Genomic DNA, 26,476 nt, shown 5'->3' on the forward strand with positions numbered 1-26,476 from the left:
GGACGTTTCTCATGCGGAAGCGGCTTCCTGATCCTCCAGGCGCACGGAAACCAGCTTGGATACGCCGTCTTCCTCCATGGTCACACCGTACAATACATCCGCTTCCTCCATCGTTCCTTTGCGGTGGGTCACCACGATAAACTGCGTCTCGCTGGAAAATTCCCGCAAATACTGGGCAAAGCGCGTGACATTGGCGTCGTCCAGCGCCGCTTCGACTTCATCGAGCACGCAGAAAGGCACAGGCTTGACGAGCAGAATCGCAAACAGCAGAGCGATCGCGGTCAGCGCCCGCTCGCCTCCGGACAGCAAGGAAAGATTCTGCAGCTTTTTGCCCGGGGGCTGAGCCACAATCTCCACACCCGTTTCCAGCAGAAGCTCCGGATCGGTCAAGATCAGATCCGCTCTGCCGCCGCCGAACAATTTGGCAAACACCACGACAAAATGGGATCGGATCGCCTCGAAGGTCTCGCGGAATCGCCTAGACATTTCCTCGTCCATCTCCCGGATTACTTGATACAAGGTCGTCTTCGCTTCGATCAGGTCGAGCTTCTGCTCGTTCAGAAAGCTGTATCTTTCGTTAACCCGCTGGTACTCGTCGATGGCTCCGAGGTTGACATCTCCAAGCTGGGCGATCTGCCGCTTCAAATCCCGGACGATCGCCTGCGTCCCGATTACATCCTCAGGCACCGGGTACCGTTCCCTGGCCATTTCAAAGCTGATTTCATAGTCCTCGGACAGCTTCTTCAACAGGTTGTCCAATTCGACATCGAGGCGGTTGACCCGAACTTCCGTCTGATGCATTTGCTCTTCGATTTTTCTCAGCTCGATGCGCTGTTCCTTCGTCTCGTCCGCTTCCTCTTCCAGCTTGCGGATCCATTCGGCGCGTTCGGTCTTTTTCCGGTCGATCGTTTCCGCGCATTCCCGTTTTTGCAGCTGATAGCTGTTTAAATTCTCCGTCTGCTGAACCGTCTCTTCCCTGTTGGCCGCAAGCTCCCGATCCGCCTGCAGAGAAAGCTGGCATACGGACTTTTCCTCCTCCTGCAGCTCGCGCAAATCCTCATTCATCCGCCGAAGCTGATCTTCTGCGGACTGCTTCTCCTGGGAAACCGCGGCCGCCTCCACCTTAAGCCGGGTCAGCGCGGTCTGCAGCTCTTCCTTGACCGACTCATTGCGTTTTCGCTCGCTCTCGGCATCCCGGACGGCCTGCTGAACGGCCGCCTCCTGCTCTTGAAAAGCGGCAAGACCTGCGGTCAATTCCGCTTTCCTGACTTCATATTCCCGCTTTTCTTGGGAATTGCCGTCGGACTCCTGTCCGAGCAGCTCAAGCTGGTCCTGCGCATTCTGATATTCGTTCAAAAGCTGCTTCTGCTCGGCCAGATTGCGCTGCTCCTCCAGCCTTTTTTGTTCCCCGAGTTGCCGCAGCTGCTCAAGGCTGCTCTGCAGCTGCTCCAGCTCCTGCCGAACGCTTTTGACATTTTCCTTCAGTTTGCCCAATTGTTCTTTCGCTTGACCGATTTCCTCGTCCAGCTGCTCGATCTGCCGCTTCCTTCCGAGAAGATTGGCATTTCGCTTCTGCTGGCTTCCTCCCGTCATGGAACCGCCTGCATTCACCACATCCCCTTCCAGGGTCACGACGCGGAAACGGTATTGGCAGGACGCGGCAATCCGGTTCGCCTGCTCCAGATTCTCGGAGATGATCACATTGCCCAGCAGATTCCGGAAAATATCGTTATAACGATCCTCAAAATCGACCAGATCGACGGCGATTCCGACGAAGCCTTCGACTCTTTCCGCCGTTCTCCGATCGTTATCGGGGATCGATCTTCCCTTGATGACGTTCAGCGGTAGCAGCGTCGCGCGTCCGCTTTGTCGCCGTTTCAAATATTGAATGGCTTCGCGGGCGGAAGCCTCGTTCTCCATGACGATATGCTGCAGGGCGGCGCCCAGCGCTGTTTCGACTGCGGTTTCATACTGCTCCGGAACCTTGACCAGCTCGGCCACCGCCCCATGAACCCCTTTCAGGCCGCCCGACGGCTTGCCAGCCTTCAACACCTCGCGGACGCCCTGCTGAAATCCGTCATATTCGTTCTGCAGCTCCAGCATCGTATCCCGTCGGGAGACCAGCGCGTCCAGCTTTTGCTCCCATTTGCGCGCGGTCAGCAGAACCTCATCCAGCAGCGCCTGCTTTTGCTTCAGCTGCTGGCCGGTTTCCGCATACCGGCTGCGGATGCCCTCAATTTCTTCGGCAATCCGGTGCAGATGCTTTCCGTAATGCTCCTTGCGCTCTTCCATTTGGCGCAGCTGTTCCGTCCATTTGCTTCGTTCTTCCTGCAGTCTTCCGATTCTCCGCTCGGCGGATTCCGACTGCTGCTCATAATAGCGGATTTCGTTGCGCGCCTGCGCCATTTTATTCAAAATTTCAAGCAATTCACCCTTCAGCTCTTCCTCGCGCGCAACACTGGTTCCGCCGTGAACGCCTTCGAGACGCCTTTGCTCTTCCTCCAGGCTGACCATTAAATCCTCCAGCTTGCGGGAAATCGACCCGAGCTTCTCGACCAAATCGTCCCGCTCGGACGTCCTTTCCGCAATCCGCTTGCGCTGAAGCTCCAAGGTTTGCGCATACTGCTCCCGGTTCCTTTCCAGATTGCGCCTTCTTTCCTTGAGGACTTCGCCGAAGCCTTCGCATTTTTCAAATTCCTCGCTCAACTGCAGAAACACGGCCTGCAGATGTTCAAGCTCCTCCTCCAGACGCCGCGTTTCCAGCCTGTGCTTTTCCAACTGCGCATCATGACTGCTGACCACAGTGGAAAGCTTCAGCTGCTGCTGCTTCAGCAGCTCCAGCTTTTCGCCGGCCTCCTGCCAGGAACGGTGAAGCTGCTCGATCTGCAGCACGTACATCGAGATTTCATTGGCCTTCAGCTGCTCCTTCAGCTGCTTGTACAGCACCGCATTCTCGGATTGCTTGCGAAGCGGTTCAATCTGGTCTTCCAATTCGGACACAAGGTCGTGAATGCGAACCAGATTCTGCTCCGTTTCATCCAGTTTTTTCTGCGCTTCCTTCTTTCTCGATTTATATTTGACGATACCGGAAGCTTCCTCAAAGATCCCCCTGCGCTCCTCCGAGCGCGAGCTCAAAATTTCTTCAATCCGGCCCTGCCCGATAATCGAATAAGCCTCTCTGCCGATTCCCGTATCCATGAACAATTCCGTGATATCTTTCAACCTGCAGGACTGCTTGTTGATAAAGTACTCGCTCTCCCCGCTGCGGTGAATCCGGCGGGTGACCGTCACTTCGCTGAAGTCCAACGGCAGAGCCTTGTCCGAATTATCCAGCGACAAAGAAACTTCGCCGTAATTGACCGGCTTGCGCGTAACGCTGCCGGCAAAAATGACGTCCTCCATCTTGCCCCCGCGAAGCGATTTGGCGCTCTGCTCGCCGAGCACCCAGCGGATTCCGTCGGAGATGTTGCTTTTGCCGCTTCCGTTCGGTCCGACAACGGCAGTAATGCCCGTAACAAATTCCAACTCGGTCTTATCGGCAAACGATTTGAATCCCGTTAATTCGATTCGCTTCAGAAACATCGTCTCACCCCAAGCTTATTGTATCATGCCGTCCAAATCATCCCAAAAAAGGAGCATAAACAACGGGGTGGTTGCTTTGCTCCCTTCAAGTTCGCCGTGATCCTTGGTTAGGCATCGTGATCGCGAGCCCTAAGGCATCGTGACGAAATAACTTCCACTAAATTGGCACCAAAGCCGCCAAAAGTGGAACTAATTTCATCACAAGCCTTTATTGCATATGGTGATGGACATCCAGTTTTTCCAATGCCTTCGCCGCAGCTTGCTGTTCCGATTCTTTTTTTGAACGGCCGATCCCTTGCCCAAGCAGCCGGTTATCCATATAGACTTCCGAGACGAACTGCTTTTCATGCGCGGGACCCCGCTCATCGACAATCCGGTATTCCAGGGTTCCCAGGTTATGATGCTGTGTGTACTCCTGAAGCTGCGTCTTGTAATCGGTGACGCGAAGCTGATCGGCGTCGGAAATGACAGGAAAGATATGTTTTTTCATGAAGTGCTTGACGGCAGGCAATCCCTGATCCAGATAAAGCGCCCCGATAAAGGATTCGAAAACGTCGGCCAATAAAGCCGGCCGGTTCCTTCCGCCGGTCATTTCCTCACCCTTGCCGAGCAGCAGGTATGATCCGAAATCAAGCAGCTTGGCAAAACGGAACAGCGAAGGCTCGCATACAATCGATGCCCGCAGCTTTGTCAGCTCCCCTTCCGTTTGCTCGGGGTAGGCATGAAACAAATATTCCGAAATGACAAGCTCCAGCACCGCATCGCCAAGAAACTCCATCCGTTCATTGTCCTTGTGGTGGGACATCCTATGCTCATTCACATAAGAAGAATGGGTAAACGCCTGTTTGAGCAGATAATGGTTATGAAAATAAACTCCCACATCCGACTGCAGCTTTTTAAAATCCGGTTGCATAGTCACCACCACCTGAATCGTCCGTCTTGCAGCAATTGTATTTACTTCTCAAACTTACGGAAGATGAGTGTCGCATTATGTCCGCCAAATCCGAACGAATTGGACATCGCCACGTTGACTTCCGCTTTTCGCGGTTCATTCGGGACATAATCCAAATCGCAATCGGGATCCGGATGCTCAAGATTGATCGTCGGCGGAATCATGCCGTTGTCGATCGTCAGCGCACAAATCACGGCCTCAACGCCGCCTGCGGCTCCGAGCAGATGTCCGGTCATCGATTTGGTTGAGGAGACGGCCAATTTGTAGGCATAGTCGCCGAATGTCTTCTTGATCGCCTCGGTTTCCGATTTATCCCCCGCCGGAGTGGATGTGCCGTGAGCGTTGATGTAATCAACCTGTTCCGGAGCGATGCCGGCGTCCTTGATCGCTCTGGCCATGCAGCGAGCCGCCCCGTCCGGATCGGGATCGGTCATATGGTGAGCATCTCCGCTCATGCCATATCCGATAACCTCGCCATAGATTTTTGCGCCCCTTTTTTGGGCGTGCTCCAGCGATTCGAGGATCAATATCCCCGCTCCCTCGGCCATGACGAATCCGTCCCTTTCCAGGTCGAACGGACGGCTTGCTTTTTCCGGTTCGTCATTGCGCGTTGACATTGCCCGCATCGAGCAGAAACCGGCCATTCCGATCGGGCGGATCGTCGCTTCCGCGCCGCCGCAAATCATGACATCGGCTTCTCCGTGTTGAATCAGCCTGAGGGAATCGCCGATCGAATGGCTGCCCGTCGCGCATGCGGTAACCGAAGTGCTGTTCGGTCCCTTCGCGCCGGTCAGAATGGAAATTTGTCCGGATGCCATGTTCGCAATCATCATCGGAATAAAGAACGGACTGACCCGCTTCGGACCTCTTTCCAGCAAAATGGTGTGCTGCTCCTCCCAAGTGCCCAATCCGCCGATACCCGATCCGACGTAGACACCCACCCGTTCCGGATCGGTATCCTGCGCGATATTGAGCTCGGCGTCCTGCAGCGCAAGATTGCTGGCCGCAACGGCAAATTGCACAAAGCGGTCCATTCTCCGCGCTTCTTTTTTATCCATATATTGTTCCGGGTCGAAATCTTTGATCGATGCGGCGATTTTCGTCGGATATTCGCTGACATCAAAAGCTTCGATAAGACTGACGCCGGACTTGCCGGCCATCAGATTGTTCCATAAAGTCCCGGGATCTTTACCCAATGAAGTAATGACCCCGAGTCCAGTGACGACAACTCTTTGTTTCATCATAATTCCACCTCTATATATCAACAGCATGATTGCCCAATTTTGTAATTCAAATGTATGTCTTGATGTGTTCCAGCCGCAAACGATAAAAGAAAGAGGAAGAGTCCCGTTATGGACAACGGGACCTGCCTGCATTACGCATGAGATTTTATGTATTCAACTACTTCTCCCACAGTCGTAATTTTTTCCGCATCCTCATCGGAAATTTCCATGTCGAATTCATCTTCCAATTCCATCACGAGCTCTACCACATCAAGAGAATCTGCACCCAGATCATCTTTAAAAGATGCTTCAAGGGTGATTTCTGACTCCTCAACCCCCAAGCGATCTACGATAATTTTTTTGACTCGGTCCAATACGTCGGACATCCGGTTCACCTCCTCTTTGGTATTATACGAGAATCAGCCGAAAAATGCCATACGGTGACTTTGAAAACTTGTCAGCAAAGGCGAGGCACCTTTATATAAGGATTTCACAATTGAAATCACATATACATGCCGCCGTCGACGTGAAGCGTTTGTCCCGTCATGTAAGCGGCCGCGTCGGAAGCCAGAAATACGACTACCTTGGCGATTTCCTCAGGCTTTCCCATCCGGCCGAAGGGGATTTGGTTCATGATGCTTTCCTTGGCCTCTTCCGGGAGCTTATCCGTCATTTCGGTAACGATAAATCCGGGTGCGACCGCGTTGACGGTGATGCTGCGGGAGGCCAGCTCTTTGGCCGCCGTCTTGGTCAGGCCGATGACGCCCGCCTTGGACGCAACGTAATTCGCCTGTCCCGGGTTCCCCGTCACGCCGACCACGGATGTGATATTGATGATCGTGCCGGAACGCTGCTTCATCATCGGACGGGTGACGGCCTTGATGCAGTTGAAGACGCCCTTCAGATTCGTCTCGATGACCTGATCGAATTCTTCCTCTTTCATCCGCATTATCAAATTATCTTTGGTTATGCCTGCGTTATTCACCAGTATATCAATTTTACCCATTTTTTCCAGCGTAGCTTTGACCATTTGCTCGACTTCCGCCGAAGAACCGACATTGGCGCGGATTTTTTCGGCCTTCCTGCCCATATCCCGGATGAGCGAAGCAACCTCCTCGGCGGCCTGCTCGCTGCCGGAGTAATTGATCATGACATCCGCACCCGCATCGGCCAGCGCGATGGCGATCGCTCTTCCGATTCCGCGGGAAGCTCCGGTAACCAAAGCTGTTTTTCCTTCAAGCATGCAAAGTCCTCCTTTCTCAAACCTTCGGCTGCGACCGGACAAATTCCTGCACAGCGTTGAAGCTGTTCAGGGTATGAACGGCCGCCGACCGGTCGATTTTTTTGATCAATCCGCTCAGCACGGAGCCGGATCCGATTTCCACGAATGTATCGACCCCCTGGTCGATCATCCACACGACACTGTCTTCCCACAGCACGGGGGAATAAACCTGTTCAACCAGCAGTTTGCGGATTTGATCCGCTTCAGTGACCGGTCTTGCGGTGACGTTCGCGACTACCGGAATGGCCGCCGGCCTCATCCCGATCGACTCTAGCACAGCGGACAGCTTTTCCGCCGCCGGTTTCATCAGCGAGGAATGGAAAGGGCCGCTGACTTCCAAGGGAATGACCCGCTTTGCTCCCGCTTCCTTGCCTCTTTCGATCACAGCCTCAACGCCCGCTTTCGTCCCGGAAACGACAATTTGACCTGGACAGTTGACATTGGCCAGTTCAACCGGCGCAACCTCGGCCGTCACCCTTCTGCACAGCTCCTCCAACGGTCCGCGGTCGGCGCCGAGCACGGCGGCCATTCCGCCTTGTCCGGCGGGCACCGCGCGGTCCATGAATTCTCCCCGGGCCCTCACCGCTTTAACCGCATCTTCAAAGCCGATGACTCCGGCGGCAACCAGCGCGGAATATTCACCCAGGCTGTGACCGGCGACATAATCCGCCTGCAGGCCGGAGTCCTTCAGCATTTCATAATAGGCCATGCTCGCAGTCAGCAGAGCCGGCTGCGTATGGTACGTCAGCTTCAACTCGGCCTCCGGACCGTTGAAAATCAATTCCGACAGCCGATAGCCCAGCGCATCGTCCGCCGTTTCAAAAATCCGTCTGGCCTCAGGCTGCGACTCATAGGCGTCCTTTCCCATCCCGACGGCCTGGGCTCCCTGCCCGGGAAAGACAAAAGCGATTTTTCCCATCTTCGCGCTCCTTTCGATTCCCTACCAAACCAGCACTGAAGCTCCCCATGTCAAGCCGCCGCCGAAGCCGACAAACAGCAGCCGATCCCCTTCATGCACCTTGCCCTGCTCGACTGCTTCAGCCAGTGCAATGGGGATGGAAGCTGCAGACACATTGCCGTAGCGGTCCACATTGATGACGCACTTGTCCTTAGACAGTTCCAGCCGCTCCAAGGCCGATTGAATGATCCGGATATTCGCCTGATGCGGCACGAGCAGGTCGATATCCGTTTTTTCCAGACCGGCTTTGCGCAAAGCCTCCTCGGACGCGCTATCCATCACCCGCACAGCGAACTTGAACACTTCCTTGCCGTTCATGCGCAAATAGTGCCGCCCTTGCTGCACGCTTTCGACAGAAGAGGGACATCTTGAGCCGCCGCCTTCCAGCTGAAGCAGCTCGCCTCCCGATCCGTCCGCGCCGAGCACAAACGAGCGGAATCCTCTTCCCTTGGGCACGCGCCCCAGAACGGCGGCTCCCGCCCCGTCACCGAACAAAATACTCGTATTGCGGTCCGTGTAATCGGTAATTCGGGACAGCACGTCGGCGCCGATCACCAGCGCATGCCGATACATCCCGGTCGATATAAAATTCGACGCGGTGGCGAGTCCGTAAATGAATCCGGAGCATGCCGCGGACAGGTCGAAGGCAGCCGCTTTTCTCGCGCCGAGCTTTTCCTGCAAAATGACCGCCGTCGCCGGGAAAAATTTGTCCGGCGTCACTGTGGCGACAATGATCAAATCAATGTCCTCAGCCGCGAGGCCCGCGTTGGCAATCGCCTTCTTAGCGGCTTCAAAAGCCAAATCCGACGTAGCCTGATCCGCGGCGGCGATTCTTCTTTCCTTGATGCCGGTACGGGTTACGATCCATTCGTCGCTGGTCTCCACCATCTTCTCAAGATCTTGATTCGACAAAACTTTGTCAGGAACATAAAAACCGGTCCCAATAATGCCTACTTGCGTATCGTTCATTCTTTCACATCTCGCTTCCTGCTGATTTCTGTGGATATCGATGACACCAATTCGTTTTGCAGCGCGATTCTGGCCTGCCTGACGGCATTTTTGATCGCATGGGCATCCGAGGAACCGTGGCTTTTGATCAACACTCCATCGATTCCCAAAAACGGGGCTCCTCCATATTCCGTATAATCCAGCTTCTTTTTAAATGCGCTGAGTCCGGGTTTAAGCACGGCTGCGGCCAGCTTACTCCAAAGCGACTTGGTAAATTCCGTCTTCAATGCCGACATAATGCCGCTGGCGGTTCCTTCCATTGTTTTCAGCAGAATATTGCCGACAAACCCGTCGCAAACCACTACGTCGCAGGTGCCCTGCATGAGATCCCGCGCCTCGACGTTGCCCACGAAGTGTATCGGGCCGTTCTTCAGCAAGCCGAAGGCCGCTTTCGTCAATTCGTTGCCTTTCATTTCCTCGGTTCCGACATTCAGTAGGCCGACTCTGGGGCGATTGATGCCGTGAACCCTCTGGCGATAAATGCTGCCCATGATGCCGTACTGCAGCAAATGCTCGGGCGATGCGTCCATGTTTGCCCCCAAGTCCAAGGCCAGCACGCCGTTCCCGTCGAGTGTCGGAAGCACCGGCGCCAATCCCGGACGCTCAATGCCTTCAATCCTTCCGATAATTAGCAGTCCGGTGGTCATTAGCGCTCCGGTATTGCCTGCGGAAATCATCGCATCCGCCTGCTTCTCGCGAACCATCCTGCCGGCGACCACCATCGAAGCGTTCTTCTTGCGCCTTACGGCTCTAACCGGTTCGTCATCGGCGGCAATCACTTCATCGGCATGAAGCGCCTGCACGTTCGACGGAGCATCCGACAGGTAGGGCTTCATCCGCTCGGCGTCGCCAACCAAAATGAGCTCCACGTCCTTCCACTCTTCCGCCGCCAGCAGGGCGCCCCGCACATTGACTTCGGGAGCATGGTCGCCGCCCATGGCGTCAATGGCTATCCGCATGGCTTTTTCCTCCTCTTAGCTGCATTTCTTTGTGCGAACGGTAAATCACGAAATTCCCTTGAAACACCAACTCGTCTCCGACATAAGTAAAGACCTCGACCTTGGCCTTGACTTTTTCTCCGGGAATCGGACGCACATACGCTTTTGAAACGCATTTTTCATAAAGCTTGACCGCGCGGACAAACCGGATGTCGGCCGACAGCGTGAGCGCGATTTGATCGTTGATCACGGCAACCGCGAGTGAATTGGCCTGAGCGAAAAGATGATGTCCCCGGGCGATCCGGGTCCGTGAAAATACGTGCTCTTCCTTGATTTCCAAGATGGAAATTCCGCTCTTGTCCAGCTGCAGGTCAACGAGGTCTCCGATCACTTCATGCAGCGGGATGGAACGGATTTGATCGAAGGAGCGCTCCGCCATCATTTTGATGCGTTCCCGTACTTCCGGTATGCCCAGCTCCAGCCGGTCCAGCCGGATCGTTTGAATGCTGACCTGAAATTTCCCGGCCAGTTCTTCATCCGTCAAAAATGGGTTTTCTTCAATTTCCTTGGTCAGAAGCTGCTGGCGATGTTTTTTGGGCAGACGTTCGATATCCAACACCACCTTTTACCGGTATCCTAATGCCTGCTGAGGGGAAAGAAGCATTTTCCCGCTCGATTCTTTATTACCTGGTACTAAAAGAAGTATATATAATTTTTCCCGAAAAGTGAAGCCAAACCGCAAAATGATCAAAGCTCCAAAGAAAAAAAGCACCTCACCGAAGATGAAGTACTCTTTCTGATCCTCTGAAAACTATTGTTTGACGATATCTCTTCCCTTATAAGAGCCGCATACCTTGCATACGTGATGAGCCAGCTTCAATTCCCCGCATTGCTCGCATTTGACCATGCCGGGAACGACCAGCTTAAAATGCGTACGGCGCTTGTCGCGACGGGTTTTGGAAGTTCTTCTGAATGGTACTGCCATATTCCCACCTCCTATTTCTCGTTCTCCTGGTTGAAAAACTGTTTCAGCCCGGCCAATCTCGGGTCTATGTGTTCGATGACGCATCCGCATTCCTCTTCGTTGCGGTTTGAGCCGCACTGCGGGCAAAGCCCCCTGCAGTCTTCATCGCAAAGAGGAACGTACGGAAGATGAAGCAAAACATGCTCTTCCAGATAGGGAATGAGATCGGCCTTGGGCCCGGAAACATAATGAATTTCCTCCTCATCCCCGGCGTCGTCTTCCGTTTCGGAGCTGATCGGCGTCTGTGCGAATACTTCGTGAAACGGAATTTCTATTTTCCGGCGAAAGCGGGTCAGGCATCTTGCACACACAAATTCCGCCTCTGTGCACAGACGTCCCGTTACATCCACCAACTCACCGGATTGAACGGCCCGCAAATCCGCTTGCAGCGGATCAGTCCCGATAATGTCCCGGCGTTCCTTCAGCATAGACGAAATATCGATTTGACCTTGCAGCTCCACCGGCTCTGGTCTGGCGCCGACTTCCCTCAGGTTCACGTGCATGAACATCACTCCAAGCAAACAAGGAATATTATAGCGATTTGGCTTGACTTTTGTCAACCGATTGCCATCATGTTATATTAATTTCGTTGGAAATTACCGGGAAGGAATGAGTCATCGTTTGAAAACCGTCGGAATCATCATTGAATATAATCCTTTGCACAATGGACATTTATATCATTTCCGGCAATCCAAAATGGTATCACAAGCCGATGCCGTTGTCGCCGTGATGAGCGGAAATTTTCTGCAGCGCGGCGAACCGGCGGTCGTCAACAAATGGGCCCGTACGGAAATGGCCCTTCACATGGGAGTCGATCTGGTGATAGAGCTGCCCGTCGCTTTCTCTTCCGCACCCGCGGAATGGTTCGCTTATGGCGCCGTATCCGCATTGGCAGCGACCGGGGCGGTCGACGCGTTGTGTTTCGGCAGCGAGCTCGGAGAAATCCGCAGCCTGGAGCTTCTCGCCAATATGCTGTATGCGGAGCCCCGTGCTCTTGAGCATATGATCAAGCTTCGGCTGAAATCAGGCATCAGCTATCCGAAAGCCTATGCGGCGGCAGTCGGGGATCTGCTGGCCGAAGCGGATTTGCACCGGCCCGCAGAAGATGCGGAGGCCATGCACGTGTATCTCTCCCAGCCCAACAATATTCTCGGACTGCACTATCTGATCGCCCTGAAACGGTTGAACAGCCGGATTCGGCCGCTGACCATATCCAGACAAAAAGCCGGCTACCATCAGCAGACGGTCAGCGACGACAATATCGCAAGCGCAACGGCCATCCGCAAAATGATTTTCGAGAAAAATACGCTGGAGCCGCTTGCTTCTTACGTCCCTTCCTATACCCGGACCATCCTCCGCCGGGAATGGGACGCGGGACGGGCCCCGATCGGCTGGAACGCCTATGCGCTGCCGCTTCTGCACCAAATCGTCAACAGCTCTATCGAGGAGCTCAGGCAAATATTCGAGATGAGCGAAGGCTTGGAATATCGGCTCAAGCGGGCGATTGCCGGGGTGAATCCGGATTCGGCGGCACCCGTCGAGGATTTGATCGCCGGGCTCAAAACGAAGCGTTATACCAGAACCAAGCTGCAGCGTGTGCTGACGAGGGTTCTCTTGAACCACCGAAAGGATGTGCTGACGAAGGAGTTGCTTTCCAAAGGGGTTCCCTATCTGCGCATTCTCGGATTTTCGGCTCAAGGCAGAGAATTGCTGAAGCAAATGAAAAAAACCGCCTCGGTTCCCGTAGTCACCAAGATTGCGCGCGAAACCTCCCCGCTGTTGACGATGGATATCCAGGCGACAGCCGTCCATGCGCTGGCCTACCGCCGCCCCGATGCGCGGGATTTGCTTCGCGATTATTACGAGCCCCCGCTCCGGATTTAAGCTCGCGGAACCGGGAGTTGAACGTTTCAGGGAGCTTTCGGCGGCAGATTGCGCAAATAATTCAGCGCATCATCCATGGTCTTAACGGGGACCACCTTCATCCCGGAATGAATTTTCCGCGCTTGATCCACTGCATCCGAATAATTGAGTATCGGCGGATACTTGGAATTGTCGAAAACCAAATCTTTCGGGGAAAAAAAGATTTCCGCTCCCTCCCGGTCGGCTGCTACAATCTTATGCCGGATGCCCCCGATGACTCCGACATTGCCTTGCGGATCGATTTCTCCCGTTCCGGCAATCCGATAACCCTTCGTAATATCCTCCGGAACCAGACGATTGTAGATTTCCAAAGAAAACATCAGTCCCGCAGAAGGGCCGCCGATATCACCCGCGTTGACAGTTACCTGTTTGCCGGGATCATCCGCCTGCACATGCACCAGATCGGCAGGCGCAATTCCGAGGCCGGGGTGTGGAGCCGGCTGTTTTCCGCCGTTGGTCGCCGACGAATTGCCTTGTCCGCTTTTGGACAGATCGCCGAGCGCAATCCGAGCCGTTTTCTCCTTATCGCCCCGCAGATAAGTGACGGACACCCGGTCTCCGACATGGTACGTTTTCAATAGATCGAGCAGGGCCTCCGTACGATGGACAGCCGTTCCGTTCACCTCCAGTATGCGGTCCCCTGCTTGCAATGCCTGTTCCGCCGGAAAGCCTTGCAGGGTTTGCAGAACGACAATCCCCTCATATTCGGTATGGAACGGGACTCCCGCTTTCTTGTAAGCCGCCTCTATCGCGTTGCTCTGCGAATTCGTCATGACGAACTCCTGTCTTTTCGTATAATCGCTTTGCGATTCCCCGCTGCGGAAAAGCTGATTTTTGTTCAGGATATCCGCATTCGAATCCATCAAAGCCAGGACATACGAGATCGCGTTGGCATATGTCATTCGCACGGTCGTCAGCATCAGCGTTCCTTTTTCCTCAGAATACCCCTCTTTGACCTGTACCATCGGTTTCACGGCCTCCGCCGTTCCCGGCTGCAGCACGACATAATTGGTCGGCATGATGATCAAGCCGTACCAGGCGATCACCACAAGCGCCGCGATCACAATAAGCCTGCCCGGCCGGGCCAATCTATTCTTGGGGTTTTCCCTGTTTTCATTCATCTGACGAACTGCCCCTCTCCTATCATGGAAAATCGCTCCCAACAACAATATGATATGATCCGCTCCGGAAGCAGCATTCATGCTCCGGAGATTCCCGCCGAGGGCTGGTCTAATTGATGGGAACCAAGCGTAAACATGTACATGTACCAGTTGACATGAGAATGAGGTGGGATCTTGTTTCGCTCAGGAAAAATGACCTTCAATCATATCATCACCCTGCTGTTGGCGACGGCAGCGGGTTTTGTCATATTGTTCATCGTCAGGTTTCCCGATCAGGCGTTTCAAGCTTCCCTTCAAGGGTTGAAAATTTGGTGGAGCATCGTCTTCCCCGCGCTTCTTCCCTTTTTAATCCTTTCGGAGATGTTCATCGCTTTCGGCATGGCCCACGCCTTCGGCGCGCTACTGGAGCCGGCCATGCGGCTGTTCTTCCGTTTGCCGGGCACCGCGGGATGGGCCGTTGTCGTCGGCTGGACCGCAGGCTATCCGACGGGAGCGGAAGCGGCCGCAAAGCTTCGAAAGCAAAAGCAGATCAGCCGCTGCGAGGGAGAACGGCTGCTCGGACTGTCTCATGCCGCAAACCCCATATGGCTGATCAGTGTGGTTGCCACCGGTTTTTTGGGAGAACCGCAGTTCGGACTGTTTCTGATTGCGGTCCAAATTTTGTCGATCATGGCCACCGGACTCACTTTGCGATTTTATAGACATACGAATGAGCCCGAAGAAAGGATTCAAACTTATTTGCTGATACATGAGACAAACCGCGCGGCACGGATACGATTTTTCTCCGCGATGCGGCATGCGCGCGATGCCGACGGCCGAGCGTTCGGCAAAATACTCGGCGATGCCGTCACTTCCTCCATTCAAATTCTGCTGATGATCGGAGGATTTATGATGATTTTTTCGGTGCTGCTGAAGGTCATCGATATGTCCAAGCTGTCGGAAATCTTGAATCGGCTGATACAGATCACGCTGATCCCCCTCGGTTACCCGAGGGAGCTGATCCCGCCGCTGATTTCCGGATTGTTTGAAGTCAACCTCGGCGCCTATGAGGTAGGAAGACAGTTCGACGCATCCCCCGTCTGGACCGCTGCCCTTGTTTCCGGCATCGCCGCCTGGGGAGGTTTATCGATTCACGCACAGGTGAAAAGCTCTGTTCAACAGACTGACTTGCGTTACGGATACTTCCTATGGTCACGGCTCGTTCACGTCGGATATGCCCTCATCCTGCCGTTCTGGCTGTGGAATCCGCTGCAGCCGCTGATGAACAGCATCCGTCCGGCGGCGCAGGTGTTCGCGCATAACGGAACCAACACCGGATATTCTTTTTTTGCCATCGGCTCGCACCTTTGGACGGCCTGGTTGACCCTCGGCATGGTTATGATCTTGTGGCTGCTTGTTTTCACCGGCTTGTCGCTGCTGGCGCTGCCGTTCTACAATCGGGGGCGTCCTTAGCCTGAAATGGTCATCCTTTTCTCCGATACTTGATATGCAGTTCCCGCTCTACCGGCGCCGGCACCAGATCCTGTACAGGCCCGTGGTATCTGGCGATTTCCTTGACGATGCTCGAGCTTAAATAGGAATATTTCGGATTCGAGGTCATGAACAGCGTCTCCACCCCGGCGCCGATCTGGCGGTTAAGCGAGGCCAGCTGCAGCTCGTATTCATAATCCGACACCGAACGAAGCGCGCGGACAATGACATTGGCCTGCTTGGACTGCATATAATGGATAAGCAGATCCTGAAAACCGTCAATTTCCACATTGGGCAAATCCTGCGTGACCTCGCGCAGCAAATCGATCCTTTCCTCCAGAGAAAACAGCGGATTTTTGCTGGAATTGACGAGAACCGCCACAACCAGCTTGTCAAAAATCCCGGACGCTCTATGTATTATATCCAGGTGACCCAGCGTGACAGGGTCGAAACTCCCCGGGTAAACCGCAACTTTCAAGCCTTTATCCCCTTTCTTCATCCTGTTCATCCCCCATCAGTCCCGTCGGAATCGATTGCGTCTCATAGCGGTAAACGGTGACCGCCGTATCGCCGTATTCCGATAACCGGACAGCCGAAAAACGGCCGATCCGTTCGGGATACGCATGGGCAGCGTCATGCTCGACAACCGCGATCGCCCCGTCTTTGATCAGATGCTCTTCCTGCAGGATTTGCAGCACCTTATCCATCTGTCTGTTTTTATAAGGAGGATCCAAAAAGACCAGTTCAAACGCCATCCGCCTTTTAGCCAGCGCGTTCAGCGCCCTTTCCGCATCATTGCGGTACACCTCGGCCTGTTCCGACAAGCCCGTGGCGCGAAGATTCGCCCTGATCACCTCAACGCATTTTTTGTCCGCGTCGACGAAGATCGCCCTGTCCATTCCGCGGCTTAAGGCCTCGATCCCCAACGCTCCCGTTCCCGCATAAAGATCCAGCGCGCTTCCGCCCGCAAAATAGGGGCCGATGATGCTGAATATGGCCTCCTTCACCTTATCGGTGGTCGGTCTCGTTCCGAAACCGGTCACCGCTTTCAAAGCTCTGCCTTTGCTAGATCCGGAAATCACTCTCAATGCCTTTCACCCGCAGCAATAAGTTGTTGTTGCTTCTGATATTCCTTATCATCGTACCACATTCTGTGCTTTCTGCAAAACCTTCCGCAAGCAGACCCCGGATTGCGTACATTTTTCACTTTCCATGTATATTTCCACCGAAACCGGAAATCATTATAGTATCGACATTTTATTATGTCGAGACAACCGCGGAGAAGACTTACGTTTCCCCATAAGTTCTTCATCCGGTTTCTCCTCTCCCATGAGGTACCTGCGCAAGCGGGTACCGAAAAAATTCAACCGCATGGCTTGCGCTGTGCGGTTTTTTTGTCGATCCTGCCGTTCCTTCGTTTAAAAAAGCCTCGACGACTTCGAAGGTCATCGGGGCTTTAAGCTTAAACTCCCATACGTTTTCTTTGGTTATTGATTTTCTTCGTATTTTGGCTTTTCATCATCTGATTGCCGCTCTTTTGAGAATTTTGCACCGTTTGCGCATTCGCCTGCGATTGCTTCTTTTGGGCCAGCAGCTTCTTTGCGGCTTCCACCTGGGAGATTTTTACTTGTTCGTTGCTCATCGGTATTTCCTCGGCCATTTGCACACCTCTGTTCGGTACGAATTTATTACAGTTTATCCGCTTTTCAATCCAAATGCAATCACTGGTGAGTTCGATGGATAAAATGGAAACCTCGGGGATACCTTATTTCTTGAAAAAGGAGGTATTTTAAAATGCCGGAAAAAAGACGTGACGGGCACGAGCTTGAGGATGATGTGCAAAAGGGGCTTCAGACCGCGATGGATGATTTGCAGAATACCGTAAAAAGCTTGATGGAGCTCGTCCCGACCAATGAAGAGGAAAAGGAAAAGGCTAGGGAACTGGAAGAACTCCACAAAAAATACCGCTCCTCGCATCCGTAAGGGGCGGTTTTTTGTCGATCGTCATTTTAAGAGTTCAATGTCTTCAGGCTGTCATCATTCATCCAGTTGACCCGTTTGATAGAACTTGTCTTTGATGCTGAAAAGGGACAAGTTGTAGATGGGAATTGCGAACACAGTGGTCGCAAGCGCCATAAGGACGAGGATGGAAAAAACGTTTTGCGAGATGATTCCGTTGGAAAAACCGATATTGGCGATGAGCAGTTCCATGAGCCCCCGCGCGTTCATCAATCCCCCGACGGATGAGGATTCACGCCACGAAAACCCCAGTTTGCGCGTCGCGAGCATGCAGCTTGTGTATTTCCCAAAAAAAGCGATCGACAGGATCACAAGGCTTGGGATCAACATAACCGTCTGAAAAATTCCCAACAAATATGTATTTAGTCCGGAATAAGTAAAATAAATCGGCAGAAAAAAAAACACGACCAGATCCATCAGACCGGAATGCAAATATTTCCTCAGCACGGGAGACTGGGGCATTGCCGCTCCCAGGACGAAGCTGCCGAAGAGGGCGTGCAATCCGATCCAATCGGTAAACCAGGCTGCGCTGAAAAGACTCAGCAGGACGACGGCCAAATCAACCTGCGAAAGACGTCCGGCGGCTTCGATTTTTCGAACCCATCGCTGCAACAACGGTCTTGCGGCGAACAATACGAAAAAGATGAACAGAACCCCTCCACCCGCCGAAACCCAAATCCCCTTGCCGCCCCCTGTATTGGAGATCGACAATACCAGGGCTAACAGTAGCCAAGCAGCGGCATCATTCAATGATGCGGCAGTCAAGACCAGGTTCCCGATCCTCGTCCTGACGATTCCGATGTCGTGAAGGATTCGTGCCAGTACAGGAAATGCTGTAATGGAGAGCGCCGTTCCCATATAGAAAGCGAAAACAAAACGGCTGACATGGGGAGGCGAAATGACATCGCCAAGTAAAAATGCCGCCGACCCGCCGATCAGAAATACGGGCAAAATCCCCGCCAGCCCCAAAAACCCGGCTTGCAGAAGCAGGGTTCTGTCCCGGCTTTGATGCTCAATCCCAATCCCCACGAGGAACATATAAATCACAATCCCGATTTGACTGAAAACATCTAAAAACGACTTTACCTGAGAAGTGAACAATGCTGCTTCCCAATCCGGCAATACCCATCCCAGCAATGTGGGCCCCAACATTATGCCTGCAACGATCTCACCGACGACCTTAGGCTGCCCCATCCAAGCTGCGCATCTGCCGCAAAGCTGCGCCAGCGCAAGAATAATCGCCAGCGCGGGAATGACTTCAAGAAATGACAGGCCGTTTCCGTTCACCGCGCACCATTCTCCCCTCTGCAAAACGTTTTATCAGGAATAGTATATTCGATTTTTATGTTCTGTTCTGCAAAAAAAGTTCATCCCGAATTGACCAATTTGATCCGCCCCGGTTGTTCCCCCGACCATTCAATATATCGTTCTTCGGCCAGCGCTTTGAGAACCGCCCGGATCCCAGCCTCGTTCCTTCCGGTCTTGGTCATAAGCTCGCGGATCGTCGGAGGACGGCCATATTTTCTTGTATAATTCACGATGATCCGGAGCGCTTTGCGCTGAAGGTCAGACTGCATGGCTGCTCGCAGGCTGAACGGCTAAAATCCGCTTTGCGGCAAATAGCCGCGGGGCCTGCCGCTTCAGGCAGAAAGCTTTGACAAATCCGTTTTTGACGGACCAGACTTGAACCTTGCGCTGGGTCATTCGTCCGTAACGGTCCAAATAGATGATCTCGACAATGCGGCCGATGTGCTTCTGCAGAGACATGATTTCGCCTCCGATATCGAACGTTTATTTGTATTTATTATATGCGAATATGCGTTCGATATTCAAGATGAATAGCAGATATAAATAGCACTAAACTTGATATATAAGAGTGTGTTCAAAAAGTTGGGTCGCTGCGCAAAAGGGGTGTGCCTCCGGTCGCTGTTAAAATCGTAAAATAGAATTCGATTCAGCGGTTTTTTTACAATTTCAAAGGCGAACGCTTTTCTCCTCCGACACACCCTTTTTTTCTCCACTGCCTTTTTTAATCGCCAAATTCTTACACCACTTCATTTAGCTTCCTGATCATTTCGGCAAGGTTATCCCCTTGTTGACGGCGGGTGATCTTGCGGACTTTATCTTTGTAGCTTTTCACCTTCGTATCCGGTAAAATCAGAGAGTCCTTCCAAAAGTCGAAGCCCAAGAAGCGGAACCCTTCATCGAAATGCACCACTTTAGTCTTCTCCAGGTGCATACGTAAGCGAAGTTCCCCTTCCAGTATCATCTTTGCCGCTGCATACGCTTCTTCTGCCTGCTCTCTTGTTTTACAAAGAACAACAGCATCGTCCGCATACCTGACGACGGCAAAACCCTTCTCCTTCATCCCCCAGTCGAAATGGTTCAGGTGAATATTCCCAAGTAGCGGACTGATGACACCGCCCTGAGGGGACCCGACTTCCGTTTCATGGAACTGATCATCTTCCATGACTCCCGCGGTCAGCCATCCGCGAATGAGCGTCAGCACTTTTCCGTCGGTGATTCGTTCATGCACCTTCTCCATCAGCAATTCATGCGGAATTTCATCGAAGAAGGACATGATGTCGAGGTCAACCACATATTCATATCCGCCGCGCTTCGCGCGTCGTACCGTGTTGATGGCTTGGTGCGCGGAGTATCCGGGACGAAAAACCAAAGCTGTAGTAGTAGAAGTCCTGTTCGAAGATCGGCTCGATGATTCGCCGTACCGCTTGCTGGCACACGCGATCCCGGACCGACCTAGATTGTGCGACTGCAAGGCGCACCGAAAAAAGCCGCTACAAAGGCGGCAATGCGTTTATTCGTTTTCCGGCCGGCTTCCGGCCGTGCTCAAAGTCGGTAAAATTCGGCCGTATTGCGGGTAACGGCTTTCGCCGTTTCGTCAACGGACAGCGATTTGATCCCGGCAATCTCCTCGACCACCCGGCGGACCATTTGCGGATGGGTGCCCATCCCTTGGAACGGTCCCTCAAACGGCCACGGCCCGTCGGTTTCCACCGTCATCAGGCCCCGGAAAACGCTGGTGCAGCCGTTGGTTGATCCGGCAGGATTCCAAATGCATGGACACCGAAACAACACTGCTCACCCCACAGGAGTGCAGTTCCTTCACGATCCGTTCGCGGATTTCGGATTTATACAAATCGAGATGGATATGAGCATCGGTCAAAGCTTCCATGTTCATGTCGCCTCCTCGGTCCGCGGGACTCCCTGCTGCTCCCCTGCCGCCGCTCTGCGGGGTCCGGACGAGAATCCCCGGCTCCCGCGGCAGCATGCCCCCGCTTAAGCAGCTCGTGGATTTCCCTCCGCAATCGCATAAACTCCGCCTCCAGCGTGAGCGGATTCCGTACGGGGTCGTGCAAACGTGACAACGATTCCGCTGACGATCCGGGCCGACCTTTGCGAAAAGACGTAGACGCGGTCGGACGCCGGATTCACCATCCCTCGCCTGCCTATTCGTCTTTCTTCAGGTTCTCCAGCTCCAGGGTAACCTTCTCGATCATCTGGGCGAAGGAGGTCAGCTCCTGGGAGCTGGCGGCCTGGGTTCGGGCATATACCGAGGTATGCTCCGATTCGGCCTGCACCTGCTCCAGCGTCTTTTGTATGCTTCCCAGCTTGGCTTGAATGGTTTCCAAGGCTTCCCGGGAACGGCTTGCGAGCTTGCGGACCTCGTTAGCGACCACTTCAAAGCCTCTGCCGTGTTCACCCGCCCGTGCCGCTTCAATCGCGGCATTCAGTCCCAGCAGATGGGTCTGTTCGGAAATTTCCTTCATCAGATCGCCCATGCTGTGGATATCCCCTACTTCTTTATGCAGCTCGCGCACCATTTCATTCGATTTCTCTTGGGCTTCCGCTGTTTGAATGGCTGTATCGGCTACCTCCTGGCTGCTGCTGCTCAGTTCCACCATCATTGATGCCAGCTCCTGAATGGACGCGCTGATTCCGTGCAGCAGCCTGTCCTGCTTGTCCACCAGCTTTTGGATCTTGTCCTTTTCGTCCGCTTCATACGCCTCGAGCACCAACTGCGAATCCATGTTGAACATTTTGCTCAGGGCGTGGAAGACCTCCAGCCATCCCTCCGGCTGGGCTTTCTGCAGATGGAACATGGCAATGTCGAGATAGACCATATACGTTCCCAGATACCAGTCGGTCGTCAGACCGACCCGGGAATGGGCTTTGCCGACCTGCAGACGCTTCTGGATGAAGGCCTCGTCAATCATGCCGTCTGTCACCGACAGAAAATACCACCTCTGGGTGGTCTTCAACCGCTCTACGGTGCTGTGAGTGCTGATGATCTCCACCAGTTCGGGCGCTTTCGTAATTCGCTGGTATAGCTCTTCCACCACCGCGTCGGCAATTTCCTCAAAGACCGCCCGGCTGTTCTTCAGTAAATCCAGGTCCCCGTCGGTCAGTCCCAAATATTCAAGTTGCTTTTTCCGGTTTCCCGTCAGATTGATCATTTGTTTTCCCTCGCCTTTCGTCCCTTGTATGTAACTTTTCAATTTAATAGCTAACTGTTATATATTCGTCATAATTCGATAAATTCCTTTCAAATCCCGGCAAAATTTCAACTTTTCTTAATTCCCTCGGCCCCAGTGTTTTGCCAGTTGAATAAGAACGTACATTCCCTTATAATAAACACACAATGCGAATATATGTTCTGACTATGTGCATATCTCAGACATTGGTGACCGCTTACGGACACAGAAGACGCTATTGGGTGAAGACGGTGCCATAAATATCGGGGGATAGGCAAGTTCCGGATCCTTGCAAGTTTCCTGAGCAGTATGCATAACCAAAATGTATGTTCTGATCGAAGGGGGCGGGATGAGATTATGGCAGACAAAATCATTTTTCTTGTGGATATGCAAAGCTTTTATGCCAGCGTGGAGAAAGTCGCCAACCCGCAGTACAAAGACCGGCCCGTCGTTGTAGCCGGCGATCCGGCGCGCCGGTCGGGCGTTCTGCTCGCCGCCTGTCCAATCGCCAAGAAGCACGGCGCCGCCACGGGCATGCGCTTGGGCGAAGCGCTGAAGCAGTGTCCCGAGTTGGCCGTCGTTCGCCCGCGGATGCAGGAATATATCAACGTCTCGATCCGCATTTCCGAAATCCTTGAACGCTACAGCGATCTCGTGGAGCCCTATTCGATCGACGAGCAATTCGTCGACGTGACGGGCAGCCTGGTCCTGTTCGGCGATCCGGAAACGATCGCCCGCAGCATCCAGCAGGCCGTCCTGGAGGAAACAGGCATTTACGCCCGGGTCGGCATCGGCCCCAACAAGGTGCTGGCGAAAATCGCCTGCGACAACTTCGCCAAAAAAATCGGTCCCGGCATTTTCCGGCTGACCGAGGAAAACATGCGGCAGATGATGTGGCCGCTTCCCGTCACCGGCATGTTCGGCATTGGCAGCCGGATGGATCGCCACTTGCGTCGGCTCGGCATCCACACCATCGGGGATCTGGCCAATTTTCCGCTGGAACGGCTGACCCGGCTGTGGGGCATTCAGGGCCATGTGCTGTGGATGACGGCCAACGGCATTGATTACTCTCCCGTATCTCCGGCTACCCATGAGGCTCAGAAGGCCATCGGGCACCACATGACGCTGCCGCGCGATTACGCCGCAGCGGAAGAGATTCACGTCATCCTCTTGGAATTGAGCGAAGAGGTGTGCCGGCGGGCCAGAAGCAAACGGGTGAAAGGAGAAACCGTAACCGTGGGCTGCCGCGGAGCGGACTTCGACCACCCGACGGGATTTCACCGCCAGATGAAACTGTCCGATGCCACAAACCACGGCGCCGATGTGTATCGAGCCGCCGTTAAATTGCTTGAGAAGCACTGGGACGGACTCCCGGTGCGCAGTGTCGGCGTCACGCTGTCGCAGTTTTCCCCCGACACGCAGGTTCAGCTCCATCTCTTCCGCGATCTGGATAAAGAGCGAAGGCTGGACTCGGCCATCGACGCGATCAAAGCCAAATACGGGACCGTTGCGGTCGTAAGGGCCGCTTCCCTGACAAAGGCCGGGCAGGCATACGACAGGGCAGGCAAAATAGGAGGGCATTACAAATGAGTGAACCGAAGGGCTTGAAGCGGGGGAATTTGCTGTGGGAGGGCAGCCGCATGATGCTTCCCGAGCATCGGGAGCAGCTGCTCGAATACCGGCGGAAGCAAAAGGAATTTCAAGTCCCCGAGCTGGATGAAGACCAAATCTCGAAAATCAACCGCATGCTTGCCGAAGCCGTTCGGGAAAAGCGCCCGGTGACGGCCGTTTGCATCGGCCTTTACGGTCCGGAAGCGTTCAGCGGGTACGTCAAGCGGGTGAATCCCGCCAAAAAACGGCTTGAAATCCAGCAGCAGGACAGCGAAACGGCAGTGCTGGATCTCGCCAAATTGCTCAAAATCGAATATGCCGATGGGGCGGAATAACCGTCGACAGCCGCATCAACGGAACATGGCCCATAATTTGATGAGGTGAAATTTGTTGTTCGGATCGATCTGCTGGGCGATGACAAAATCGACGATTTGATTCGACTGCTGTTCGGTCAGCTTTTCATTCAGCGCGCGGGAGATTTTCCCCAGAAGCTTTCTTACCGTTGCGCGGTTTTGCAAATCTTGCTTGGTGACGCCGTCCAGAATATTCTTTACCCGCTCCTTGGCAGCGGGATTTTTCATTTTGCGCTTGACCTTTTCCACAAGCTCGCTGCTGATTCCGTACTGCTGATAGCTCACCTTCAACACCTCCGCTTCCAGTCATCCATTAATTATATGACCGAAGCGAAGGGGCTGTGCCTATCTTGAAAATTCACTTCCTCTATAATTTCATTCAATGTGAATTCTTCGAGGACGCATCGCGCGCCATTTTCATCATCTGCCGATGAAAATGGCATGGGACGTCAAGATAAAAGACTCAATCCAAACGTTCGCCGTTAAAGATTTGTTCGCGCTGGAGATACTGTCTGAGCGGCAAATACTGCCGCGCAGTCCAAAAATCCTGTCGCGCAACCAGCTCCGCCGCATCGTCTCTGGCCATCTCCAGAATATGAAAATCATGTGTCATATCGGCCAGCCTGAAATCCGGAAGCCCGCTTTGCTTGATGCCGAACAGATCGCCCGGCCCCCTCAGCTCCAAATCCCTCCGGGCGATTTCAAACCCGTCATTGGTTTCCGTCATGACCTTCATCCGTTCGACCCCTGTTTCCGTTTTCGGGTCCGCCATCAGAAGGCAGTAGGATTGGTGCTCTCCCCGGCCCACCCTGCCGCGAAGCTGGTGAAGCTGGGACAGCCCGAAACGGTCGGCGTCGTATATCAGCATGACCGTGGAATTGGGAACATTCACCCCGACTTCGATCACGGTCGTGGAGACGAGCACCTGAACCCGATTGGCCAAAAAATCGGACATCACCCGATCCTTTTCAGCGGCGGACATTCTGCCGTGCAGCAGCCCGATTCGCAGCTCGGGGAGAGCCTGTGACAACTGAAGGTGAACGTCGATCGCATTTTGCACGTCCAGCTTGTCCGACTCTTCAATCAAGGGACAGATCACATAAGCCTGGCGGCCTGATGCGATTTCCTTGCGGAAAAACCCGATCACCCGGTCCATCATCTGATGCTTGATCCAGTAGGTTTTAATCGGCTTTCTGCCCTTCGGCAGCTCCTTGAGCGTGGAAATATCCATATCGCCGAAAGCGGTAATCGCCAGCGTGCGCGGAATCGGCGTAGCCGTCATCGTCAGCACATCCGGATGCATGCCCTTCCTGCGCAGAATGGCCCGTTGATTGACCCCGAAGCGGTGCTGCTCGTCCACGACGATAAGACCCAGGCTACGGAAAATCACATCCTCCTGAATCAAGGCATGCGTGCCGATGACGATATCCACCAAGCCCATCTGCACAGACGCCAGCACATCCCTGCGCTGCCGGTCGCCAAGGCCTCCGGTCAGCAGAGCCAGTTGGATGCCGTATGGCGCAAACAGGGCTTCAAGCGAACGCAAATGCTGCTCAGCCAAAATTTCCGTAGGGACCATCAATGCCCCCTGGTAACCGGCTTTCACCGAAGCGAACAGCGCCACGGCGGCGACGACGGTTTTGCCGGAGCCGACATCCCCCTGAAGCAGCCGGTTCATGCTGGCCGGCCGGCGCAGATCGTGCAGAATTTCGGCAATCACTTGCTTTTGCGACGGCGTCAGCTGAAACGGCAGCGAACGCGCAAACGCGCGAACCGCTTCCGAATCAATTTGCTGGGCTAGGCCGTCCGCCCTGCTTCGAGTCAGGAAGCGAAACGCGTGCAACTTCAATTGGAACAGAAACAGCTCCTCATATACCAGCCGATTTCTGGCCTCCTGCCCGTCGCGTGCGTCCTGCGGCCGGTGCATGAGCCAAACCGCTTTTCTCCTTGCCATCCACTCCCGTTTCCTCACCAATTCCTCCGGCAAAATTTCCTCCACCAGCATTCCGTACTGCTCAAGCGCTTGGCGAATCACCCTGCGGAGCCATTTCTGCGCAATCGTTCCGCCGATCGAATAAACGGGCTGCAGGGTTCCGGACTGCGCATCCTTTGCCCCCGGAAATTCCGAGTCAGAAACTGTAAGCTGCTTTCGTCTTTGGTCCCATTTGCCGGTCAGGACAATCTCCTGTCGGGGCTGCAGCTTGTCTTTCAAAAAATGACGATTAAACCAGACCGCAGTAACAAAAAAACGGTCAACCATCACCTTGCAGGCCAACCGCGATTTATTCCTGCCGAACATCTGCACTGAGGGTTCACCGTATATGGTGCCTTGCAAAGTAATTTTCTCACCGTCCTTCACCAAGGACAGATCGCGAATGCGGTAATCCTCATAGCGAAACGGATAATATTCCAAAAGATCGGCAACCGACCGAATGCCCAGCTCCTGCAAATCCTTCGCTTTTTGCGCTCCAACCCCGAGCACTTCCTTTACCGAAACCTCATGCAAATCCATCATA

30 protein-coding genes are annotated in these 26,476 nt (G+C 53.8%); 5 read left to right on the forward strand and 25 right to left on the reverse strand.

Annotated features, from left to right (window positions below; translation table 11 throughout):
• Positions 1 to 9 precede the first annotated feature (9 nt).
• From smc to VF724_RS06010, 11 genes are all read right to left on the reverse strand, one after another.
• The gene (gene smc, locus VF724_RS05960; RefSeq protein WP_371753310.1) at positions 10 to 3,582 is read right to left on the reverse strand and encodes a chromosome segregation protein SMC; all 3,573 of its coding nucleotides are present in this window, start codon (positions 3,580 to 3,582) and stop codon (positions 10 to 12) included.
• A gap of 208 nt (positions 3,583 to 3,790) precedes the next feature.
• Complete coding sequence (gene rnc, locus VF724_RS05965) at positions 3,791 to 4,495, reverse strand: ribonuclease III (RefSeq protein ID WP_371753311.1); 705 nt, start codon at positions 4,493 to 4,495, stop codon at positions 3,791 to 3,793.
• Between the two features lie 41 nt (positions 4,496 to 4,536).
• The gene (gene fabF / locus VF724_RS05970; protein ID WP_371753312.1) at positions 4,537 to 5,775 is read right to left on the reverse strand and encodes a beta-ketoacyl-ACP synthase II; all 1,239 of its coding nucleotides are present in this window, start codon (positions 5,773 to 5,775) and stop codon (positions 4,537 to 4,539) included.
• Positions 5,776 to 5,909: 134 nt separating this feature from the next.
• Entirely contained in the window at positions 5,910 to 6,143 is a 234-nt protein-coding gene (acpP, locus tag VF724_RS05975; RefSeq protein ID WP_371753313.1) for an acyl carrier protein, read from the reverse strand.
• Between the two features lie 116 nt (positions 6,144 to 6,259).
• The gene (gene fabG, locus VF724_RS05980) at positions 6,260 to 7,000 is read right to left on the reverse strand and encodes a 3-oxoacyl-[acyl-carrier-protein] reductase (protein ID WP_371753314.1); all 741 of its coding nucleotides are present in this window, start codon (positions 6,998 to 7,000) and stop codon (positions 6,260 to 6,262) included.
• 16 nt (positions 7,001 to 7,016) lie between these two features.
• Positions 7,017 to 7,958, reverse strand: a complete 942-nt coding sequence (gene fabD, locus VF724_RS05985) for an ACP S-malonyltransferase (protein WP_371753315.1) — start codon at positions 7,956 to 7,958, stop codon at positions 7,017 to 7,019.
• 21 nt (positions 7,959 to 7,979) lie between these two features.
• Positions 7,980 to 8,966, reverse strand: coding sequence for a beta-ketoacyl-ACP synthase III (locus VF724_RS05990; RefSeq protein WP_371753316.1), 987 nt, complete (start codon positions 8,964 to 8,966; stop codon positions 7,980 to 7,982).
• Positions 8,963 to 9,964 carry a phosphate acyltransferase PlsX gene (gene plsX, locus VF724_RS05995; RefSeq protein WP_371753317.1) on the reverse strand — a complete coding sequence of 334 codons (1,002 nt, stop codon included), beginning with the start codon at positions 9,962 to 9,964 and terminating at the stop codon, positions 8,963 to 8,965. The genes VF724_RS05990 and plsX overlap by 4 nt, the downstream gene beginning before the upstream one ends.
• The gene (gene fapR / locus VF724_RS06000) at positions 9,948 to 10,544 is read right to left on the reverse strand and encodes a transcription factor FapR (RefSeq protein ID WP_371753388.1); all 597 of its coding nucleotides are present in this window, start codon (positions 10,542 to 10,544) and stop codon (positions 9,948 to 9,950) included. Before fapR ends, plsX begins: the two co-directional genes overlap by 17 nt.
• A gap of 210 nt (positions 10,545 to 10,754) precedes the next feature.
• The gene (gene rpmF, locus VF724_RS06005) at positions 10,755 to 10,928 is read right to left on the reverse strand and encodes a 50S ribosomal protein L32 (RefSeq protein WP_371753318.1); all 174 of its coding nucleotides are present in this window, start codon (positions 10,926 to 10,928) and stop codon (positions 10,755 to 10,757) included.
• Between the two features lie 11 nt (positions 10,929 to 10,939).
• Positions 10,940 to 11,470 carry a YceD family protein gene (locus VF724_RS06010; RefSeq protein ID WP_371753319.1) on the reverse strand — a complete coding sequence of 177 codons (531 nt, stop codon included), beginning with the start codon at positions 11,468 to 11,470 and terminating at the stop codon, positions 10,940 to 10,942.
• 118 nt (positions 11,471 to 11,588) lie between these two features.
• Here VF724_RS06010 and VF724_RS06015 point away from each other — a divergent pair, with 118 nt between their 5' ends.
• A complete protein-coding gene (locus VF724_RS06015) occupies positions 11,589 to 12,851 on the forward strand; it encodes a nucleotidyltransferase (protein WP_371753389.1) in 1,263 nt (420 codons plus the stop codon).
• 26 nt (positions 12,852 to 12,877) lie between these two features.
• Here VF724_RS06015 and VF724_RS06020 read toward each other — a convergent pair whose 3' ends face one another.
• Positions 12,878 to 14,011 carry a SepM family pheromone-processing serine protease gene (locus VF724_RS06020; RefSeq protein ID WP_371753320.1) on the reverse strand — a complete coding sequence of 378 codons (1,134 nt, stop codon included), beginning with the start codon at positions 14,009 to 14,011 and terminating at the stop codon, positions 12,878 to 12,880.
• A gap of 174 nt (positions 14,012 to 14,185) precedes the next feature.
• On the opposite strand from VF724_RS06020, the gene VF724_RS06025 reads away from it, so the two are divergent.
• Positions 14,186 to 15,463 (forward strand): nucleoside recognition domain-containing protein, encoded by a 1,278-nt coding sequence (locus tag VF724_RS06025; protein WP_371753321.1) that lies wholly within the window; start codon positions 14,186 to 14,188, stop codon positions 15,461 to 15,463.
• Positions 15,464 to 15,473: 10 nt separating this feature from the next.
• Here the strand turns inward: VF724_RS06025 and coaD are convergent, their stop codons facing one another.
• The 3 genes from coaD to VF724_RS06040 form a co-directional block, all read right to left on the reverse strand.
• Entirely contained in the window at positions 15,474 to 15,980 is a 507-nt protein-coding gene (gene coaD, locus VF724_RS06030; protein WP_371753322.1) for a pantetheine-phosphate adenylyltransferase, read from the reverse strand.
• Positions 15,964 to 16,569 carry a 16S rRNA (guanine(966)-N(2))-methyltransferase RsmD gene (gene rsmD, locus VF724_RS06035; RefSeq protein WP_371753323.1) on the reverse strand — a complete coding sequence of 202 codons (606 nt, stop codon included), beginning with the start codon at positions 16,567 to 16,569 and terminating at the stop codon, positions 15,964 to 15,966. The genes coaD and rsmD overlap by 17 nt, the downstream gene beginning before the upstream one ends.
• A gap of 374 nt (positions 16,570 to 16,943) precedes the next feature.
• Positions 16,944 to 17,141 (reverse strand): hypothetical protein, encoded by a 198-nt coding sequence (locus VF724_RS06040; protein ID WP_371753324.1) that lies wholly within the window; start codon positions 17,139 to 17,141, stop codon positions 16,944 to 16,946.
• Between the two features lie 134 nt (positions 17,142 to 17,275).
• On the opposite strand from VF724_RS06040, the gene VF724_RS06045 reads away from it, so the two are divergent.
• Positions 17,276 to 17,464: a hypothetical protein gene (locus VF724_RS06045; RefSeq protein ID WP_371753325.1), complete on the forward strand. Its 189-nt coding sequence runs from the start codon at positions 17,276 to 17,278 to the stop codon at positions 17,462 to 17,464.
• 54 nt (positions 17,465 to 17,518) lie between these two features.
• On the opposite strand, the gene VF724_RS06050 is transcribed toward VF724_RS06045, so the two are convergent.
• The 8 genes from VF724_RS06050 to VF724_RS06085 all read right to left on the reverse strand — a co-directional run bounded on the left by VF724_RS06050 (position 17,519) and on the right by VF724_RS06085 (position 21,978).
• Positions 17,519 to 18,787: a cation:proton antiporter gene (locus tag VF724_RS06050; protein ID WP_371753326.1), complete on the reverse strand. Its 1,269-nt coding sequence runs from the start codon at positions 18,785 to 18,787 to the stop codon at positions 17,519 to 17,521.
• An 80-nt stretch (positions 18,788 to 18,867) separates the two neighbouring features.
• A complete protein-coding gene (locus VF724_RS06055) occupies positions 18,868 to 19,077 on the reverse strand; it encodes a LexA family protein (RefSeq protein WP_371753327.1) in 210 nt (69 codons plus the stop codon).
• Entirely contained in the window at positions 19,067 to 19,267 is a 201-nt protein-coding gene (locus VF724_RS06060) for a WYL domain-containing protein (protein WP_371753328.1), read from the reverse strand. Before VF724_RS06060 ends, VF724_RS06055 begins: the two co-directional genes overlap by 11 nt.
• A gap of 277 nt (positions 19,268 to 19,544) precedes the next feature.
• Entirely contained in the window at positions 19,545 to 20,279 is a 735-nt protein-coding gene (locus VF724_RS06065; protein ID WP_371753329.1) for a reverse transcriptase domain-containing protein, read from the reverse strand.
• 71 nt (positions 20,280 to 20,350) lie between these two features.
• Positions 20,351 to 20,518, reverse strand: coding sequence for a TatD family hydrolase (locus VF724_RS06070; protein ID WP_371753330.1), 168 nt, complete (start codon positions 20,516 to 20,518; stop codon positions 20,351 to 20,353).
• Positions 20,490 to 20,792 carry a hypothetical protein gene (locus tag VF724_RS06075; protein ID WP_371753331.1) on the reverse strand — a complete coding sequence of 101 codons (303 nt, stop codon included), beginning with the start codon at positions 20,790 to 20,792 and terminating at the stop codon, positions 20,490 to 20,492. The genes VF724_RS06070 and VF724_RS06075 overlap by 29 nt, the downstream gene beginning before the upstream one ends.
• Before the next feature lie 8 nt (positions 20,793 to 20,800).
• On the reverse strand, positions 20,801 to 20,959 hold the full coding sequence (locus VF724_RS06080; RefSeq protein ID WP_371753332.1) for a hypothetical protein: 159 nt from the start codon (positions 20,957 to 20,959) through the stop codon (positions 20,801 to 20,803).
• Positions 20,960 to 20,970: 11 nt separating this feature from the next.
• A complete protein-coding gene (locus tag VF724_RS06085) occupies positions 20,971 to 21,978 on the reverse strand; it encodes a protoglobin domain-containing protein (protein ID WP_371753333.1) in 1,008 nt (335 codons plus the stop codon).
• A gap of 375 nt (positions 21,979 to 22,353) precedes the next feature.
• Here VF724_RS06085 and VF724_RS06090 point away from each other — a divergent pair, with 375 nt between their 5' ends.
• Both VF724_RS06090 and VF724_RS06095 read left to right on the forward strand, forming a co-directional pair.
• Entirely contained in the window at positions 22,354 to 23,586 is a 1,233-nt protein-coding gene (locus tag VF724_RS06090; protein WP_371753334.1) for a DNA polymerase IV, read from the forward strand.
• Positions 23,583 to 23,942 carry a YolD-like family protein gene (locus VF724_RS06095; RefSeq protein WP_371753335.1) on the forward strand — a complete coding sequence of 120 codons (360 nt, stop codon included), beginning with the start codon at positions 23,583 to 23,585 and terminating at the stop codon, positions 23,940 to 23,942. The genes VF724_RS06090 and VF724_RS06095 overlap by 4 nt, the downstream gene beginning before the upstream one ends.
• Before the next feature lie 15 nt (positions 23,943 to 23,957).
• Here VF724_RS06095 and VF724_RS06100 read toward each other — a convergent pair whose 3' ends face one another.
• Together VF724_RS06100 and recG are read right to left on the reverse strand one after the other, a co-directional pair.
• Complete coding sequence (locus tag VF724_RS06100) at positions 23,958 to 24,245, reverse strand: stage VI sporulation protein F (RefSeq protein WP_371753336.1); 288 nt, start codon at positions 24,243 to 24,245, stop codon at positions 23,958 to 23,960.
• A 178-nt stretch (positions 24,246 to 24,423) separates the two neighbouring features.
• On the reverse strand, positions 24,424 to 26,472 hold the full coding sequence (gene recG, locus VF724_RS06105) for an ATP-dependent DNA helicase RecG (protein ID WP_371753390.1): 2,049 nt from the start codon (positions 26,470 to 26,472) through the stop codon (positions 24,424 to 24,426).
• Positions 26,473 to 26,476 lie beyond the last annotated feature (4 nt).

The sequence above is a fragment of the Ferviditalea candida genome (assembly GCF_035282765.1).
GTDB lineage: Bacteria > Bacillota > Bacilli > Paenibacillales > KCTC-25726 > Ferviditalea > Ferviditalea candida.

Coding starts and splice junctions, on each gene's coding strand:
- plsX (WP_371753317.1), bottom strand. CDS start 9,964: ATGCGGATAGCCATTGACGCCATGGGCGGCGACCATGCTCCCGAAGTC.
- fabG (WP_371753314.1), bottom strand. CDS start 7,000: ATGCTTGAAGGAAAAACAGCTTTGGTTACCGGAGCTTCCCGCGGAATC.
- coaD (WP_371753322.1), bottom strand. CDS start 15,980: ATGAAGAAAGGGGATAAAGGCTTGAAAGTTGCGGTTTACCCGGGGAGT.
- VF724_RS06055 (WP_371753327.1), bottom strand. CDS start 19,077: ATGCAGTCTGACCTTCAGCGCAAAGCGCTCCGGATCATCGTGAATTAT.
- fabF (WP_371753312.1), bottom strand. CDS start 5,775: ATGAAACAAAGAGTTGTCGTCACTGGACTCGGGGTCATTACTTCATTG.
- VF724_RS06075 (WP_371753331.1), bottom strand. CDS start 20,792: ATGCTGCCGCGGGAGCCGGGGATTCTCGTCCGGACCCCGCAGAGCGGC.
- smc (WP_371753310.1), bottom strand. CDS start 3,582: ATGTTTCTGAAGCGAATCGAATTAACGGGATTCAAATCGTTTGCCGAT.
- VF724_RS06085 (WP_371753333.1), bottom strand. CDS start 21,978: ATGATCAATCTGACGGGAAACCGGAAAAAGCAACTTGAATATTTGGGA.
- VF724_RS06040 (WP_371753324.1), bottom strand. CDS start 17,141: ATGGCCGAGGAAATACCGATGAGCAACGAACAAGTAAAAATCTCCCAG.
- VF724_RS06060 (WP_371753328.1), bottom strand. CDS start 19,267: ATGTCTCTGCAGAAGCACATCGGCCGCATTGTCGAGATCATCTATTTG.
- VF724_RS05990 (WP_371753316.1), bottom strand. CDS start 8,966: ATGAACGATACGCAAGTAGGCATTATTGGGACCGGTTTTTATGTTCCT.
- VF724_RS06090 (WP_371753334.1), top strand. CDS start 22,354: ATGGCAGACAAAATCATTTTTCTTGTGGATATGCAAAGCTTTTATGCC.
- VF724_RS06045 (WP_371753325.1), top strand. CDS start 17,276: ATGCCGGAAAAAAGACGTGACGGGCACGAGCTTGAGGATGATGTGCAA.
- rnc (WP_371753311.1), bottom strand. CDS start 4,495: ATGCAACCGGATTTTAAAAAGCTGCAGTCGGATGTGGGAGTTTATTTT.
- VF724_RS06095 (WP_371753335.1), top strand. CDS start 23,583: ATGAGTGAACCGAAGGGCTTGAAGCGGGGGAATTTGCTGTGGGAGGGC.
- rpmF (WP_371753318.1), bottom strand. CDS start 10,928: ATGGCAGTACCATTCAGAAGAACTTCCAAAACCCGTCGCGACAAGCGC.
- acpP (WP_371753313.1), bottom strand. CDS start 6,143: ATGTCCGACGTATTGGACCGAGTCAAAAAAATTATCGTAGATCGCTTG.
- recG (WP_371753390.1), bottom strand. CDS start 26,472: ATGGATTTGCATGAGGTTTCGGTAAAGGAAGTGCTCGGGGTTGGAGCG.
- VF724_RS06020 (WP_371753320.1), bottom strand. CDS start 14,011: ATGAATGAAAACAGGGAAAACCCCAAGAATAGATTGGCCCGGCCGGGC.
- fabD (WP_371753315.1), bottom strand. CDS start 7,958: ATGGGAAAAATCGCTTTTGTCTTTCCCGGGCAGGGAGCCCAGGCCGTC.
- VF724_RS06080 (WP_371753332.1), bottom strand. CDS start 20,959: ATGGTGAATCCGGCGTCCGACCGCGTCTACGTCTTTTCGCAAAGGTCG.
- VF724_RS06010 (WP_371753319.1), bottom strand. CDS start 11,470: ATGCACGTGAACCTGAGGGAAGTCGGCGCCAGACCAGAGCCGGTGGAG.